This window comes from Hominenteromicrobium mulieris (genome assembly GCF_046197855.1).
In the GTDB taxonomy this organism is placed as follows: Bacteria; Bacillota; Clostridia; order Oscillospirales; family Acutalibacteraceae; genus Hominenteromicrobium; species Hominenteromicrobium mulieris.
Genome location: NZ_CP173188.1, coordinates 2,642,899 through 2,659,841, shown reverse-complemented (window position 1 = coordinate 2,659,841; position 16,943 = coordinate 2,642,899). Strand labels below are relative to the sequence as shown.

General features: G+C 48.5%; 15 protein-coding genes. 11 read left to right on the top strand and 4 right to left on the bottom strand.

The features are described from left to right. Positions 1–28: 28 nt before the first annotated feature. The 3 genes from ACI0CA_RS13215 (at position 29) to ACI0CA_RS13205 (ending at position 2,887) form a co-directional block, all read left to right on the top strand. On the top strand, positions 29–949 hold the full coding sequence (locus ACI0CA_RS13215) for a nucleotidyltransferase family protein (protein WP_308449005.1): 921 nt from the start codon (positions 29–31) through the stop codon (positions 947–949). Between the two features lie 232 nt (positions 950–1,181). Beyond that, entirely contained in the window at positions 1,182–1,874 is a 693-nt protein-coding gene (locus ACI0CA_RS13210; RefSeq protein WP_176820770.1) for an iron-sulfur cluster assembly scaffold protein, read from the top strand. 14 nt (positions 1,875–1,888) lie between these two features. Continuing rightward, positions 1,889–2,887, top strand: coding sequence for a GGGtGRT protein (locus tag ACI0CA_RS13205; RefSeq protein WP_176820769.1), 999 nt, complete (start codon positions 1,889–1,891; stop codon positions 2,885–2,887). 132 nt (positions 2,888–3,019) lie between these two features. Here ACI0CA_RS13205 and ACI0CA_RS13200 read toward each other — a convergent pair whose 3' ends face one another. Next, complete coding sequence (locus tag ACI0CA_RS13200) at positions 3,020–3,208, bottom strand: helix-turn-helix domain-containing protein (protein ID WP_343284911.1); 189 nt, start codon at positions 3,206–3,208, stop codon at positions 3,020–3,022. Positions 3,209–3,310: 102 nt separating this feature from the next. Between ACI0CA_RS13200 and ACI0CA_RS13195 the strand changes: the two genes are divergently transcribed. After that, the gene (locus tag ACI0CA_RS13195; RefSeq protein WP_446806730.1) at positions 3,311–3,589 is read left to right on the top strand and encodes a hypothetical protein; all 279 of its coding nucleotides are present in this window, start codon (positions 3,311–3,313) and stop codon (positions 3,587–3,589) included. Positions 3,590–3,705: 116 nt separating this feature from the next. Here ACI0CA_RS13195 and ACI0CA_RS13190 read toward each other — a convergent pair whose 3' ends face one another. Together ACI0CA_RS13190 and ACI0CA_RS13185 are read right to left on the bottom strand one after the other, a co-directional pair. Beyond that, entirely contained in the window at positions 3,706–4,263 is a 558-nt protein-coding gene (locus ACI0CA_RS13190) for a hypothetical protein (protein WP_176820767.1), read from the bottom strand. A 23-nt stretch (positions 4,264–4,286) separates the two neighbouring features. After that, entirely contained in the window at positions 4,287–5,675 is a 1,389-nt protein-coding gene (locus ACI0CA_RS13185; RefSeq protein ID WP_343284910.1) for a hemolysin family protein, read from the bottom strand. A 269-nt stretch (positions 5,676–5,944) separates the two neighbouring features. Between ACI0CA_RS13185 and ACI0CA_RS13180 the strand changes: the two genes are divergently transcribed. The 5 genes from ACI0CA_RS13180 to ACI0CA_RS13160 all read left to right on the top strand — a co-directional run bounded on the left by ACI0CA_RS13180 (position 5,945) and on the right by ACI0CA_RS13160 (position 13,058). Further along, positions 5,945–6,223 (top strand): hypothetical protein, encoded by a 279-nt coding sequence (locus tag ACI0CA_RS13180; RefSeq protein ID WP_418778821.1) that lies wholly within the window; start codon positions 5,945–5,947, stop codon positions 6,221–6,223. 16 nt (positions 6,224–6,239) lie between these two features. After that, positions 6,240–9,788 (top strand): pyruvate:ferredoxin (flavodoxin) oxidoreductase, encoded by a 3,549-nt coding sequence (gene nifJ / locus ACI0CA_RS13175; RefSeq protein WP_308449000.1) that lies wholly within the window; start codon positions 6,240–6,242, stop codon positions 9,786–9,788. A 719-nt stretch (positions 9,789–10,507) separates the two neighbouring features. Continuing rightward, a complete protein-coding gene (locus ACI0CA_RS13170; protein WP_446806731.1) occupies positions 10,508–11,878 on the top strand; it encodes a glycosyl hydrolase family 28 protein in 1,371 nt (456 codons plus the stop codon). Positions 11,879–11,992: 114 nt separating this feature from the next. Next, a complete protein-coding gene (locus ACI0CA_RS13165) occupies positions 11,993–12,964 on the top strand; it encodes a response regulator (RefSeq protein ID WP_446806732.1) in 972 nt (323 codons plus the stop codon). Beyond that, positions 12,882–13,058, top strand: a complete 177-nt coding sequence (locus tag ACI0CA_RS13160; RefSeq protein ID WP_446807011.1) for an AraC family transcriptional regulator — start codon at positions 12,882–12,884, stop codon at positions 13,056–13,058. Before ACI0CA_RS13165 ends, ACI0CA_RS13160 begins: the two co-directional genes overlap by 83 nt. On the opposite strand, the gene ACI0CA_RS13155 is transcribed toward ACI0CA_RS13160, so the two are convergent. Then, positions 13,022–14,785: a sensor histidine kinase gene (locus ACI0CA_RS13155; RefSeq protein ID WP_446806734.1), complete on the bottom strand. Its 1,764-nt coding sequence runs from the start codon at positions 14,783–14,785 to the stop codon at positions 13,022–13,024. The genes ACI0CA_RS13160 and ACI0CA_RS13155 overlap by 37 nt on opposite strands. A gap of 295 nt (positions 14,786–15,080) precedes the next feature. Here ACI0CA_RS13155 and ACI0CA_RS13150 point away from each other — a divergent pair, with 295 nt between their 5' ends. Further along, positions 15,081–16,016 (top strand): ABC transporter permease, encoded by a 936-nt coding sequence (locus ACI0CA_RS13150; protein ID WP_308448996.1) that lies wholly within the window; start codon positions 15,081–15,083, stop codon positions 16,014–16,016. A gap of 13 nt (positions 16,017–16,029) precedes the next feature. After that, positions 16,030–16,920 (top strand): carbohydrate ABC transporter permease, encoded by an 891-nt coding sequence (locus ACI0CA_RS13145; RefSeq protein WP_308448995.1) that lies wholly within the window; start codon positions 16,030–16,032, stop codon positions 16,918–16,920. Positions 16,921–16,943 lie beyond the last annotated feature (23 nt).

Here is a 16,943-nt window from a genome sequence, read left to right as displayed (position 1 = left end):
GCCGCAGACGAGAAAGGACAATTTAGCTATGAAAAAACCGATTTTAGTCGTTATGGCGGCCGGTATGGGCAGCCGTTACGGCGGCTTGAAGCAGATCGATCCCGTTGGCAAAAACGGCGAGATTATCATGGATTTTTCTGTTTTTGATGCCGCGCAGGCGGGCTTTTCCAAGGTAATCTTCATCATCAAGGAGCAGCTTTTTGAGGACTTTAAAGAGGTTATCGGCGACCGCGTATCGAAGTACGTGCAGGTCGAATATGTTTTCCAGAAGTTGGATGACCTGCCGGAGGGCTTTACGGTGCCGGAAGGCCGCGAGAAGCCGTGGGGCACGGGCCACGCCGTTTTGGCGGCACGCGACCACATTGATGCGCCGTTTGTCGTCATCAACGCAGACGATTTCTATGGCGGCGAGGCGTTTAAGAAGATCGGCGCGTTCCTCCGGAACGTGAAGGAAAACGGCGAAAAGGCACACTGGGCGATGGTGGGTTACCATCTGAAAAACACGCTGACCGAAAACGGCCATGTGGCACGCGGCGTATGCGTGGAGAAAGACGGTGTGTTGGATACCATCGTGGAGCGCACGCACATTGAAAAGCGCGAGGACGGCCCGGCTTACACCGAGGACGACGGCGCAACGTGGCACGCGCTCGATGAGGACACGACCGTTTCCATGAACCTGTGGGGCTTTACGCCGGACTTTGTAGACGCATTGAAAAAGGATTTCGTCTCGTTCCTTGAGAACGATGTACCGAAGAACCCACTGAAAGCGGAATACTTCCTGCCGTTTGTCGTCAACGACCAGATTCGCGACGGCAAGGCAGACGTGACGGTTTTAAAATCGGCGGACAAGTGGTTCGGCGTGACGTATAAGGCCGATAAGCCCGTCGTGATGGCGGCGCTTGCCGAGATGATGCAAAACGGCACATATCCCGACCCGCTTTGGAAGTAATTTCAAACCGAAATAAGATACAAAAGGGGCGCTGCGGCGCTCCTTTTTGCGTATATTGTGCGCTTTTTTCGCGAAATGTGTGTTTTGCCCCTTGCGAAACGCATGAAAAAAAGCTATAATGAAGAAAATCAGTAAAATGGCTTTTTGCGGGATGCGGGCGGCGCTTTTTCGCTGCGGCTCTCTTTTGCGCGAAGTCTGCCAAATAAAACTGGAACCGAAAGGAGTACCACTTATGAATTATTCCAAAGAAGTGGAAGAGATGTGTATTGTAGCCAAGGGCCCGAAGCACGGTCCGGCTCCCATCCCGGAAGAGGGCAAGTGGGTACAGGCAAAGGAAGTTAAGGACATTTCCGGTTACACCCACGGTGTAGGCTGGTGTGCACCGCAGCAGGGCGCTTGCAAGCTCTCCCTGAACGTTAAGGACGGCATCATTGAGGAAGCGCTCGTTGAGACCGTCGGCTGCTCCGGCATGACGCACTCCGCTGCAATGGCAGCAGAGATCCTCCCGGGCAAGACCGTTATGGAAGCTCTGAACACGGACCTTGTATGTGATGCGATTAACACCGCTATGCGCGAGCTGTTCCTCCAGATCGTTTATGGCCGTTCCCAGTCTGCTTTCTCCGAGGGCGGTCTTGTTATCGGCGCAGGCATGGAAGACCTTGGTAAGGGCGCACGCTCCATGGTCGGTACCATGTACGGCACAAAGGCAAAGGGCGTTCGTTATCTTGAGATGACCGAAGGCTACTGCACCAGAATGGCACTCGACGCTGACGACCAGGTTATCGGCTACGAGTTCGTTTCCCTCGGCAAGATGACCGACTTCATCAAGGCCGGCATGGAGCCGAACGAGGCGTACAAGAAGTCTATGGGTACATACGGCAGATTCAATGAGGCCGTTAAGTACATCGACCCGCGCAAGGAATAAGGAGGGCACGAGAAATGGCTACATTTGAAGGTTATGAGAGACGTGAGGCGAAAATCCTCTCCGTCCTGAAAGAATACGGCATCAATTCCATTGATGAGTGCAAGACCATCTGCGAAGAGAAGGGCATCGACCCGTACACCATCGTACAGGAAACACAGCCGATCTGCTTTGAGAACGCAAAGTGGGCTTACACCGTAGGCTGCGCGATTGCTATCAAGATGGGCTGCACGAAGGCTGCTGACGCTGCTGCCGCTATCGGCATCGGCCTGCAGGCATTCTGCATCCCGGGCTCTGTTGCTGAAAACCGTAAGGTCGGCCTCGGCCACGGCAATCTGGGCAAAATGCTCCTTTCCGAGGAGACCGAGTGCTTCGCATTCCTTGCCGGCCACGAGTCCTTCGCGGCTGCTGAGGGTGCTATCAAGATCGCTCTGAACGCGAACAAGGTCAGAACGAAGCCGCTGCGCGTTATCCTCAACGGTCTCGGCAAGGACGCTGCGTTCATCATCTCCAGAATCAACGGCTTTACGTATGTTGAGACCGAGTTCGATCCGTACGCAGAAGAAGTTAAGGTTGTCAGCGAAAAGGCTTATTCCAACGGCCCGCGTGCGGACGTTAAGTGCTACGGCGCAGATAACGTTCCGGAAGGCGTTGCAATCATGAAGCTCGAGAACGTCGGCGTTTCCATCACCGGTAACTCCACGAACCCGACCAGATTCCAGCACCCGGTTGCAGGTACCTACAAGAAGTGGTGCAATGAGAACGGCGTGAAGTACTTCTCCGTTGCTTCCGGCGGCGGCACAGGCCGTACGCTGCATCCGGATAACATGGCTGCCGGTCCTTCCTCTTACGGCATGACCGATACCATGGGCCGTATGCACTCCGATGCACAGTTCGCAGGTTCCTCCTCTGTTCCGGCACACGTTGAGATGATGGGTCTCATCGGCATGGGCAACAACCCGATGGTCGGTGCAACCGTTGCTTGCGCTGTTGCTGTTGAAGAGGCTTCCAAGTAAGAGTTGCTTCTGAAAATCGCATATTAAAGCATAAAAAGTGCTCCCGGTCGCGTGACCGGGAGCACTTTTGCGTAAAATAGGATCCCGGGATATATTGACTGTTTTTATGGCTTGGTATACCCGGGGTTTGCTTTATAAGATCTGGTCGTCATCGCTGGGAATGTAGAGGAGGATGTCTTCCACTTTGCAGCTTAAGATGCGGCAGAGGTCGTTGATTGTGGTGGTGTTGAGCGGTTTATTATGACGCAGCTTATCGATGGTGGAGCTGGAGATGTGATGATTTTTGATGAGCGTATAGGTGGATTCTCCCGAGCTGCGCAAGTGGAGACGGAGCGGCTTTCCGCTTGCCTGAAAACAGCGTTTGACAACGACCCCGAACTTTGCTAAACTGAATTTATCCATTTGGTGAAGCGAGGGGCGCTTATGAACACATTTGAAAAGCTCGAAAGGTTGACGGAACTTGCAAAAAAGGACGAGACTTTGCGCAAAGCTCTGCTTAAAACGCGCGAAAACAAGGAGCCGATTCTCTCATTTTGCGCGCTGGCGCGGGAAGCGGGCGTGGAGCTTTACCCCGGCGAGCTTTTGGCTGTGGGCGAGGAACACTCCGACAACCAGTGCAAGAGCACAAACGGCGGCAACCCTACGCCGTATGACTCTTTTAACGATGCCTATGAGATTTTCTTGGCGTCTGTTGGGATATGAAGAAAAGGTTTGAGAACTGAAAAATAAGCCGTGCTGTTACCCCTCTTATTAGGGCGACAGCACGGCTTTCTGTATCTGCCGATCTGTGAAAAAGTCAGGTTATGGTCATCATGCGTTTATGTGGTGACAGGCTTTGCGTGCGCCATACGGTACTTCGCGATGAAGTAGTTCACGAGCGCGGTTAGGCCCGCCGAAACGGTGCACACGGCGCATGTGATGAGGAGCACGAGCAGAAGACCCGTTACGATGACCCACAGCACATTGCCGACATCGGGTGTCGTGTTATTCAGGCTGAACGCGGAGATGAGCTGCGCCGCGAGCAGGATGAGAAATGCGCCGATGAAGCTGAACTGCATGGTGCCGCGGCAGAGGAACCAGCGCGGAATGGCGAGCACGAAAAACGCAAAGATGAACGCGACGAGCACGCCCCACAGCGTATACTGTGCATCGGGCGTGAGCGCGCCGTTTTCGGCCGGGTGCGCGAAGGTGCCGAGGGCGACCTGCACGTGTGCGGCAAAGGTCAAGAGCAGAATGATCGTGCCGACCACACCGCCAAAGATCATGACGCCGCTCCAAAAGCCGTCCACCGGGGCAAAAATACGCTCCTTTAAGTGCGGCTTGCCGTCTTTTTTGTCAAGTTTGTACGTGCCGTAGAATGCTTCGGAAAATGTCATAGGGACACTCCTTTCAAAAAACATCAGTCTTCGTGCGTTTCTTCTTCGGGGGTTCTCCGGGGGTCATTTTTCACGATCAGCAGGCGGGAAAGACGCTGGTCTTCAATTTCAAGTACGGTAATGGTGAGCCCGCAGACCTGTACGCTGGGGTGCTCGTTTTCTTTTGGAATGCGGCCTAAAAGGTCGGTGACAAGGCCGGCGATGGTATCGTAATCACCCTCCGGCAGTTCAGTGTCGGTAAGGTCGGAAATCTCGTCGATGGAGGTGGTGCCGTCCACGGTGAACTCGTTTTCGCTGACACGGAAGATCTCTTCCTGCTCGTTATCGTATTCGTCCTGAATGTTGCCGAAAATGGACTCCATGAGGTCTTCGAGTGTGACGAGACCCGCCGTGCCGCCGTATTCATCGACGATGATGGCGATCTGCAGGCGGCGCTCCTTGAGCTCTTTAAAGAGCTGGCTGCACTTTTTCGTTTCCGGAATGAAATACGCCGGGCGAACCATGTCTTTTAAATGGATGAAATCCGGTACGGGCTGGTTGACGTAGGGCAGAAAATCCTTAACATAGCAGATGCCGACGATGGTATCGATGTCTTCGCGGTAGACAGGGAGACGGGAGAAGCCGTTTTCCACCGCAAGTACGGCGGCTTGTGCAATGGTGCTCTCCTCATCGATGGCGCAGATGTCCGTACGGTGTGTCATGATCTCGGTGACGGTGGTGTCGTTGAAATCGAAAATGTTCGTGATCATGTCGCGCTCATTTTCTTCGATAACGCCTTTTTCCTCGCCTTCGCCGACCATGTGGAGGATTTCTTCTTCGGTGACGGTTTCATCAAGCGCTTTGGGGTCATTGCCCAAAAGACGCATGAGACCGTCCGAAATGAGGTTGCACAAGAGGACAAACGGATGCATGACGGCGCTGAGGGCGCACAGCATGGGGCAGAGTTTGTATGTATGCTGCATGCCGTGTGCAGCCTTGTGCGCTACGAATTTTTTCGGAGCGAGGTCTGCTGCCGTTAGATAAAGACCTGCGCACAGCAATGTGCAAAGCAGTGCCGAAAGCACGGCAGCGGCAGCCGTGGGGAGCGCGGCGCGGATGAATACATTGTAAAGGCGCGGCGCAAAGCCGGTGACCGCAACAGCGAGAGCAAAGAAGCCCATGAGCATCATGCCCGATTGCAGGGGCGAAATGATGCCTGCGCTGCGTTCGAGATACTCGAGCAGCTTTTTGGCGCGCGGTTCGCCGGACTCCGCATCTTTTTTGATGCGGGATTCGTTAGCCGTTTCCGCAGCGGATTCGCACATGGCGAAAAGCGCGCCAAGCACGAAAAAGAGCAGAAACAGCAACAGGGCGAGGGGGAGGGGTAAGACGGACGAGGACGGCAGTAAATTGCCGTAAGGGTCGTCGTTCATAGTGAAAAAAGCATCCTTTCTGAAAGTTTGGGAGCAGTGAAATGGCTTTGAATGTGCTTTCGTGAAGGCGGGAGAATAAAGTTTTGTTCAAACTTTTTCAAAAGCTTACGAGTTCTTAGGGAAGCGCCCTAAGTCGCTTTCCGCAAAAGTCAAAGAAAAACGCAATATGAAAAAGCGAGTTTTCTTTTCAAAAGCGTCACGTGATATTTAGCTAAAACTAACTGCTCACCGATATATAATTATTAAAATTTTACCGCAAAAAAACGCTGTTGTCAATATTTTATGCCGGGGGCGCGCCGAATCCCGGACAAAGCGGAGGGAGAACGACGAAAAGGGCGAAAGGCGAAGCGGAGAAAAATAAAAAATGCCGAAAATCCCTGTTAATTCAGAAGAAATTTCAAAAAATCCTCGTTTTTTCCTTTACATATAGGCGAAAAAATGATAAAATTTATTTTGAACGACGACAGGTGCTTACGGGAGAGTTCTGCAAACGGCAGGGCGGTGAACGGGGTACTGCGCCGTCAGGTAAATCCATTGATAATCCTTAAAGGAGGAATTAGTTAAATGGCAAGAAAAATGAAGACCATGGATGGCAACAACGCCGCCGCGCATGTTTCTTATGCGTTTACCGACGTTGCTGCGATCTATCCGATCACGCCGTCTTCCGTTATGGCTGATGAGACCGATAAGTATGCTGCTGCCGGCAGAAAGAATCTTTTCGGCCGTGAAGTACGCGTAACGGAGATGCAGTCTGAGGCCGGCGCTGCTGGTGCAGTTCACGGTTCTCTGGCGGCTGGTGCTCTTACCACCACCTACACCGCTTCTCAGGGCCTGCTCCTGATGATCCCGAACATGTACAAGATGGCCGGCGAGCTGCTGCCGAGCGTTATCCACGTTTCTGCTCGCTGCGTTGCTACCCACGCTCTGAACATCTTCGGTGACCATTCCGACATCTATGCATGCCGCCAGACCGGTTATGCAATGCTGTGCTCCAACAGCCCGCAGGAAGTTATGGACCTCGGCGCTGTGGCTCACCTTTCCGCTATCCACGGCAAGGTTCCGTTCCTGCACTTCTTCGACGGCTTCCGTACCTCTCATGAGATTCAGAAGATCGAAGTATGGGACTACAAGGATCTCGGCGAGATGCTCGACTGGGATGCCGTAAACGAGTTCAGAAGACACGCTCTGAATCCTGAGCACCCGGTTCTCCGCGGCCAGGCACAGAACGGCGATATCTTCTTCCAGGCTCGTGAGGCTTGCAACAAGTACTACGATGCGATTCCGGAGACCGTTGTCGATTACATGAACAAGGTCAACGAGAAGATCGGCACCGATTACAAGCCCTTCAACTACTATGGCGCTCCGGATGCGGAGAAGGTCATCATCGCTATGGGCTCTGTCTGTGAGACCATCGAAGAGGTTATCGATTACCTCGTAGCAGCCGGCGAGAAGGTTGGCCTTGTTAAGGTTCACCTTTACAGACCGTTCGTTGCAAAGTACCTGCTTGACGTGCTTCCGGAAACCGTTAAGACCATCTCCGTGCTCGACAGAACGAAGGAGCCGGGCTCCATCGGCGAGCCGCTGTACCTTGACGTTCTGGCTGCTATCAACGGCACGCAGTTCGGCTGTGCTAAGGTTCTCACCGGTCGTTACGGCCTCGGCTCCAAGGATACGAAGCCGGCTGACATCATCGCTGTTTACCGCAACATGGAAAAGGGCGACGATGCGAAGAAGAAGTTCACCATCGGCATCGTGGACGATGTTACGCACCTGTCCCTCGAAGCAAACGAGCACCCGGATACCGCACCGGCAGGCACGAAGTCCTGCAAGTTCTGGGGCCTCGGTTCTGACGGTACCGTCGGCGCAAACAAGAACTCCATCAAGATCATCGGCGACCACACCGATATGTACGCACAGGGTTACTTTGACTACGACTCCAAGAAGTCCGGCGGTCTGACAATGTCCCACCTGCGTTTCGGTCATACGCCGATCAAGTCCACCTATTACATCTCCCAGGCTGACTTTGTTGCATGTCACAACCCGGCTTACCTTGGCACCTATGACATGGTCGAAGACCTGAAGAAGGGCGGCAGCTTCCTGCTGAACTGCCAGTGGACGCCGGAAGAGCTTGACGAGAAGCTCCCGGGCAAGGTTAAGAAATACATTGCTGATAACGATATCAACTTCTACACGATCGACGGCTTCAAGATCGGTAAGGAGATCGGCCTTGGCACCAGAATCAACACGGTTCTCCAGTCCGCATTCTTCTCCATCGCGAAGATCATCCCGGAGGAAGACGCAATCCGCTACATGAAGGATGCGGCTACGAAGTCCTACTCCAAGAAGGGTGACGCCATCGTTAAGATGAACCATGACGCTATTGAACGCGGCGCTAACGGCTACGTGAAGATTGATGTTCCGGCTTCCTGGAAGGACGCTGTGGACGATTCCACGAAGCACGTTGCAACCGGCGACCGTCCGGAGCTCGTGGACTATGTAAACAACGTGGTTATCCCGGTTAACACCTTCCACGGTAAGGATCTGCCGGTTTCCACCTTTGAAAAGTATGCAGACGGCACCTCCCCGCAGGGCACCGCTGCTTACGAGAAGCGCGGCGTTGCAGTTGACGTTCCGACCTGGATCCCGGAAAACTGCATCCAGTGCAACTTCTGCTCTATGGTCTGCCCGCACGCGGTTATCCGTCCGGTGCCGATGACAGATGCAGAGCTCGCAGCGGCTCCGGCTGCTGTGAAGAGCAAGGCCATGACCGGTATGCCGGGCATGAACTTTGTCATGACGATTTCCACCCTGGACTGCACGGGCTGCGGCTCTTGCGTACAGGTTTGCCCGGGCATGAAGGGCAACAAGGCTCTCGCAATGTCCCCGATCGACAACGAGCGCCCGGGTCAGGAAGTATTCGATTACGGCGTTAAGCTGGATCCGAAGCCGGAAGTTCTTGCTAAGTTCAAGGACACCACGGTCAAGGGCAGCCAGTTCAAGCAGCCGCTCCTCGAGTTCTCCGGCGCATGCGGCGGCTGCGGTGAAACTCCGTACGCTAAGCTCGTTACCCAGCTGTTCGGCGACAAGATGTACATTGCAAATGCTACCGGCTGCTCCTCCATCTGGGGCGGTTCCGCACCGGCAACGCCGTACACCGTCAACAAGCAGGGTCACGGCCCGGCATGGCAGAACTCCCTGTTTGAAGACAACGCTGAGTTCGGCCTTGGCATGACGCTTGCACAGAACGCAATTCGCGGCCGTCTGGAGCAGCTCACGAATGAGCTCGTTGCAGAAGAAGGCGCAAGCGAAGAGCTGAAGGCAGCAGCTGAGAAGTGGGTTGAGACCATGGCTGACCGCGCTGAAAACGGTCCGGCGGCTGAGGCTTACATCACGGCTCTTGAGGCTTCCTCCTCCGAGAAAGCAGCCGAGATTCTGAAGGATAAGGATTATCTCGCTAAGAAGTCCATGTGGATCTTCGGCGGCGACGGCTGGGCATACGACATCGGCTTCGGTGGCGTTGACCACGCTTTGGCTTCCGGTGAAGATATCAACATTCTGGTCTTCGATACCGAGGTTTACTCCAACACAGGCGGACAGGCTTCCAAGTCTACCCCGGTCGGTTCTGTTGCACAGTTCGCGGCTGCAGGTAAGTCTGTGAAGAAGAAGGATCTGGCTTCCATCATGATGAGCTACGGCTATGTTTATGTTGCGCAGGTCGCTATGGGCGCCGACATGAACCAGTGCCTGAAGGCTATGCATGAGGCTGAGAGCTATCATGGCCCGTCCATTGTTATCGCTTACGCACCGTGCATCAACCACGGCATCAAGGGCGGCATGGGCGTTTCCATGAACGAAGAGAAGAAGGCAGTTGCAGCAGGCTACTGGCATACCTTCCGCTTCGACCCGCGCCGTGCTGACAACGGTGAGAACCCGTTCCAGCTCGACAGCAAGAAGCCGTCTGCTTCTTACCGTGACTTCATCATGGGCGAGGTTCGTTACAACAGCCTTACCCGTGCATTCCCGCAGAGAGCCGAGCAGCTCTTCGAGAAGGCTGAGAAGTACGCAGAAGAGAAGTACGAGAAGTTCGCACACATGGCTTCTGAGGAGGAATAATTCCGCAAGGAATTTTCCGCCTGTACTGAACCGTACAAAAGCGGCGTAAACCGCTGAAATAAAGAGACCCCCGATTTGCAGCAATGCAGATCGGGGGTCTTGCTATATTAAAAAACCGGCATAATTGTTGAAAAGCCCAACGTTATAATGTGCGGTACTGGCATCACATCGGTGCCGATCTTGTGGGACAATCGCGAAAAAGAATATATCCGAAAACAATACAAAGCTGTATCCAGTGATGCAGATGGGCCGTTTGCTATACTATAAAAGCTTTAATAGAGTATGGCAGGGAAGTAAAATTGGAAAATAGTATAAATTATACTCGACAAATGTTTGAAAAATTGATATAATATGAATGAAATATCTGCGGTGCGGAGGCAGTGGATTTTCTCGATTACCTCCTTATTGTAAGCGGCTCTTTATATCGGTAAAACTGTACAGTCGGCTCCGAGTTTGCGGCGCAAGATATTGCAGCCTAAACTTATGCTGAAGCTTCTGTATACCGACTGCCACATGATGCTTTTACAGTTTCTCATCATGAATGATGTAATTCCGGCATAAATACAGGCTGGCTTTTTGTGTTTTCACTAATAAAATTTGTCAAAAGCTTAATTTTGTAGGAATAAAAGAAAAAATTGTTTGTTTTCAATATTCTTCAGACATGATATTCTATAATCACTTCCATAAAGGAAAAACCATTATTTTAAGGAGGAGCAAAAGTGGCTGTGCGTTACAATCCCAATCCTGCAAGAATTACGGAGCCGTTGTATAAAGTTGAGGAACTGGAAAAATCTCCTTTGTACACTGTGCTTTGCGACGGAAAGGAGTTGACGGTTTACCACACGGATAGTTTTGATTACGTAATTCCGGTTGTGGACGACGATTCTCCGCTAAGTTTTCAGGTAAAAGTGTCCAAAGATTTCCAAAAGGCGGTTTTCCGTCCGGCCAAGACCAATGTTCAGGCTCAGATTTCCGGCCGAGAGTTGAGCTTCCGGCTGGAAAAGCCCAGTAAAGTCACCTTGGAGTTAGATGGCAATTTGAAGACACCGCTCTTCATCTTGTGCACAAAGCGTGTCCCGAAGCCCGAAAAAGTGGATCATCTTTTTGAGAGTGGGAAAGTCTACAATGTTGGCACGTTAGAGGTCAAAGCGGAAGAAACGGTTTTCTTGGAAGAGGGCAGCGTTGTCTGTGGTTGTGTGAATGCTTTTTTCGCCCACGGCATGAGAATTTTAGGAAACGGCATTCTGAATGGTTGCGTATGGCATCCGAAAGAAGAAAACGGTGGCGGCAGACCAATGATTCGGATGGTGTTTTGCGATGATGTGAAGATTCAAGGCATCACCATGGTGGACGGTGGTTCGTGGCACCTGGTTCCTGGCGCTTGCCGGAATGTGGAGATTGAGGATGTAAACATCATGTCTCGAGTTTGCACGGGTGACGGTATCGATATTGTAGGCTGCGAAGACGTAACCATGCGTAATTCCTTTATTCGTGCTTCGGATGACTGCGTGTGCATCAAAGCTGCAAGTTATCCCGACCCTGCTGCCAATAGGGATGTGAAAAATATTCTGGTAGAACACTGCGTTTTGTGGAATGCAGAACCCGGTAACGCCGTGGAAATCGGATATGAAGTGCGCTGCGATGAGATTAGCGACATCACATTCCGAGATCTGGACATCGTTCATTGCGAGTATGAGGGTAATCAGTCTGGCGGCGTACTGACCATCCACAATGCAGATCGCGCTCACATTCATGACATTGTGTATGAAGATATCCGCGTTGAAGATGCTCAGGAAAAGTTTGTCGACATCAAGGTATTGGATTCCAAGTACTCATTGGATCGAAAACGCGGAAGTGTCGAAAATATATATTTCCGTAACGTGGAAATTCTGAATGGTAATTTCCCTGTTTCTATTATTCGCGGTTTTGAGATGCATACGGAAATGAGTCGCCCCCGAAATATCTATTTTGACAATGTAGTGGTTTTAGGCAAACAAGTCGAATCTCCCAGCGACTTGCATATGGTGGTGGAACTCTCTGATGATATTTTGTTTAATGGTACGGCACACGCAAAAAGAAATCCATTCTAATTGATATGCAGGAGTCCCGATAACTAGGAAAGAAAGACAGAGCATCAGGAGTGGCTTCTGATGCTCTGCTTTTTTATAAGTCATTTTTAGAATGTCAGGAAAGGATGAACACTTATGTATACTGTTGTGATCGTTGATGATGAGCCGTGGGCATTGCAAGGGCTGGCAGAAATCATTGATTGGAACAACGAAGGTTTTTCTATTATAGGCCAGTTTACGGATCCGGACGAGGCTTTTGAATTCCTATGCAAAAAAGAACCTGACGTAGTGTTTACGGACATTCAAATGCCTGGACTTTCCGGATTGGATCTCATTGAGATGTCTCGCGTAAAGGGGCTTAACTGTGAGTTTGTGCTTATAAGCTCATATGAAGATTTTGAGGCAGCACAAAAAGGAATTCGCCTGCATGTGTGGGAATACATTTTAAAGCCCTATAACGCGGAAGATATCCATAGTGTTACTAAAGTTTTGTCACTTCATTTGGAGAAGAGAAATGATCTCGTCAGTGTGGAATGGAACGATTGCGCAGAAGAAATCTTGCGTAAGGCGGGATCGCTTCAAGACCAGCTGAAAAACTACCAAACAATGGTTTTGTACATTTGCTCTCGTCCATGCGAAGAACCGGAGGTGTTGAGAGAAGAAAAGTGGATTCCTTTTGTTGTCAAAGACACCGGGGGTGCATATCTGAGAGTATCTGCAGAATCCCATATGTCTAGACTCAACTTGCCTCAAGAGGATAATCAAAAGTGGGGAGTCAGTCGGGAGCACAAAAGTGGAGTAAATTCTTTACCTCAAATGCTACAAGAAGCTTGGTACGCATTGTGGGCGCGATTTTCTTATTCCGGCAGTGAAAAGGTAGGAGAGATTCAGTTTTATCTTTGCAAAAATATGAATGAAGAGTTCTCTCTTAAATCAGTGGCGGAGAAGTATCATTTTTCCGAACCATATTTTTGTACACTGTTTAAAAAAGGAACCGGTATGTCGTTTATCCATTTTGTCCAACATGTACGCATCCATTATGGAACTTATCTCATTCGGAGCAGTGAAAAAAAGCTTCAGGAAATCGCCGGAAGAGGTAGGATTTGAGAATTACAGTTATTTTGGGAAGCTATTTAAGAGATATATTGGACAAACTCCAGAAGCCTATCGGGATGGCTCAGAAGGAAAATTAGGAATATAAAGAGTAATGACGGTGTAATGATTTTCTTGAGAGCGTAAAGAAAACCGAAAATCCTTTCCATAGAATAAATGCAAACGGCGGAGCACATTATCAAGACCGATGTGGTCGTTATGAAGAGCTTCTTCCTCTTGAAAATAACGTTGCTCTATTTCTTGGATTTTTTCCAAAGGAATTCCTATTCCGTTATCTGCAATTTTAAGGAGAAGAATACCGCTTTCCTCGTTTACTTGGCCCTGTATGAAAAGAATACAGGGCTTTCTTTTTCTTTGAAAACCGTGAGTGATGGAGTTTTCAGCTATAGGCTGCAAAACCATAGAAAGAAGCGGATGGGATAGTGCCTTCGAAGAAATATCTACTCGTAGTTCATAGCGCAGGGGGGAACGCATATCCATCACATTAAAATAGTGTTGCACGTGATTCAGTTCTTCTTTTAAGGATACTACTAGACTGCTCCGAAGGCTGTATCGGAAAAGACTGGATAAAGAGGTGAGCATATTTTCAAGTATAGGGACCTGATAATGATGAGCCATACTCCGCATACTCTCTAAAGTGTTGAAAAGGAAATGGGGATTAATCTGATTTTTATATGCGTTTAGCTGCGCTTGCTTTTGGGCCAGTGTGGTTTGATACAACGTATGGGACATTTCCAGTTGCCGACGATTGGAAATGTCCAGTACGTTCAGTGTTTGATTGATGCTTTTTGTCAAATACCTAAGGTCACTGAGATTGGGCAGAGTCAATGATTTTCTTATTCCAGCTTGAATATCCTGCATATCTGCAATCATCTGATTTATTGGGACAGAAATATAATGTTGAATAAGCCATGTGGAGAAGATCAGACAGGCGCAGGTACCTAAAAGAACCGTTGTAGCGATAATTAGAATTTGAGCACTGCTTTGCAAAAGATTAGCAGTAGGAACCATGTCAATCATAGACATGTCTATATTTTCCAACATCACTGTGTGGCAGGTATATTCAACGTTACCTATCCGAAACTTGCCTGGGGTTCTTTTATGTAAAGCTGACATTTCTAATTGAGATACTTCTCTGCTGATATAAACAATATTATTATGATAAAGGATGGCTTTGATTTCTCCAACATATTTTTCCGAAGAGGACAGACCTACCAATGTATTGACATCAATTAATGCCATTCCTAATGCGTACTCATCGGAAATGTAACCTGAAAGCAGAGTATTATATACCGGAAAGCAATAGACCAATTGAGGTAGTTGATTGGAATCATCTTCGGGAGGAATGGTGAGGAAGAACGGTTCACGGGACATATTCTTATTTTCTTGGATGATTTTTTCCGCAAATTTCTGATAGCGGTATTTTCCGGTAGTACCTGAATAAAAGGTGTGACCGTAGGGGCTGGTGATAATAACATCAGTGATTATGGGCAGAGATGTTTTCAAATAACCCCAAAGTTGGTTGCAACCGGAGATGTTGTTGAGATATACAAGAGGCTTTTTGCTAAAGAGAATCTCTTGCATGTTAGAAAAATAGGAGAGTTGTGTAACGCTGTGCTCCACGTTGCGGAACTGGGCGTCAAGTTGTGCTTCTATACTTTCAGAAAAAGTTTGAAAAGAGCTTTCAAATTGATCCCGGGAAAAGGTATAAATGAACAGATAATATAGTGTTGAAATAATAAACAGAAAAAGGAGCATTACTGCGAGACTGATTCGCAGAAAATGTTTGATAGAAATGCTTTTTTTACCAGTCATAAAATATCTCCTTTGTACGAAAGAACAGTATTTAGCCAAGTATACCTTATCTACAGAAAAATGTAAAGTAACAGAATTGCGATTTATTGACAGAGCAAAGACTGAAAGCACCGACAAAAAGCACAAATTCAAATAATATAGAAGAAAAAAATTAGGGAAATCTTAATTTTGTAAGAGAAGTGCAAAAGATTGTCCCTGTGCAAACGAAAAATTCTTCGATATAATTTAAGCATAGATTTTGGAGATTTCCATAAAAACTTTTGACAAATATTCCAAAACAGAAAGGCGGATGAATGTGGAAAAAAAAGAAAAAACAATAAAGCAAAAGTCTCTTTGGCAAGAGATTTGGAAAAACAAAGCAATCTATCTGATTATGCTACCGGGTATCATATGGTTCATTGTTTTTTCTTACGGACCTATGTCTGGTTTGCAGTTGGCATTTAAAACATACAGTATGAAGCGGGGAATTTGGGGAAGTCCTTGGTGCGGATTGGAGAATTTTCAATACGTGTTTCGGGATCCATCTTTTTTAAAATCCGTGGGGACGACTTTATGGATAAATGCTGGACGATTAATCTTTCAATTTCCTATTCCTATCATATTGGCACTGCTGATGAACGAGTTGAGAATGAAGCGATACAAAAAAGTTGTGCAGACAGTGCTGACATTCCCGCATTTCTTGTCTTGGGTTATTGTGGCAAGTATTGCAATCAATGTCCTTTCTTATGACGGTTTGTTGAACAGTTTAATCCTGTCTTTTGGAGGAGAGACAGTGAACTTTACAGGAAACGCCAAACTGTTCCAGCCGTTGCTGTATATTACGGAGAACTGGAAATCCGCTGGGTGGAGCGCCATCATCTATATGGCAGCGATTTCGGGAATTGATATGGACCAGTATGAAGCAGCGGATCTGGACGGAGCTTCTCGGATACAGAAAATCTTCCGTATCACTCTTCCAAATATTCTCCCAACTATTTCGGTGATGTTTGTATTGCAGATGGGCAACATGATGTCTGGAGGGTTTGATCAGATTTTTAACCTTTCTAACCCCGCAGTAAAAGAGGTATCTGAAATCTTAGATATGTACATTTACAACATTTCATTCGGCTCCACACCCGATTTCGGTTTCTCAACAGCTGTCAGCTTTTTCCGTTCTGTGGTAAACTGCATATTTTTAGTAGCTGCTGACAGGGGTGCAAAAGCACTGGGCGGAAGCGGTTTATTTGGTTGAGGAGGTAGTGTTAATGAAAAGAAAGAATCAGATTCACAAAAAACGGTTCGATGCAGTGGATGTTGTGGTGGTTGTTTTGTTGACTTTATGGATGCTTTTGGTCATTGTTCCGTTCGTCAATGCCATCTCTATTTCCTTCGCCACACAAAAGGAATACGTAGACAATCCTTTGATGCTCTTTCCTTCGCAGCCTACGCTGCAAAGCTACAAAGTGCTTCTCAATGATTACCGCATTTGGGTAGGTTTTCGCACTTCCTTTTTATTGGTAGTGGTGGGCGTTCCGGTAAGCATGCTTTTGACTACAATGTTGGCATATGGCACCAGCCGAGGAAATTATCCAGGAAAAAAGATTATTATCGGCGGAATTCTCTTCACAATGCTTTTTAATGGGGGTATCATTCCTCTGTACTTGCAGATGAAGGAAATGGGACTGACTAACACTATTTGGTCAGTGGTTCTGGCCGGAACAGTGAATGTATTTTATTTTGTGATTATGAGGAATTACTTTCAGTCTTTGCCGGAATCTTTGATAGAGTCGGCTCGTCTGGATGGTGCAGGAGAATGGAGAATCTTATTTGACATTATCCTTCCTTTGTCCAAACCGATTATTGCCACTTTGACATTGTTCTATTTGGTGGATCGATGGAACGAATGGTACAATGCCTTGATTTTTATTCGTAATACGGATCTGCAACCCTTACAGTTAGTTTTGCGATCCATTGTGATGGAGTCCAGTATTGTCAATAACGTAACCAGTGCTGCTGCTATGGAGCAAATGCAGAATTTTAATATGGGCGTAAAAATGGCAGCAGTTATCGTAACAATCTTGCCAGTTATGTGCGTGTACCCGTTCCTACAAAAACATTTCGCTCAAGGCGTGATGGTGGGGGCGGTGAAAGCTTAATAGAACTGTTCCAGATAGATATA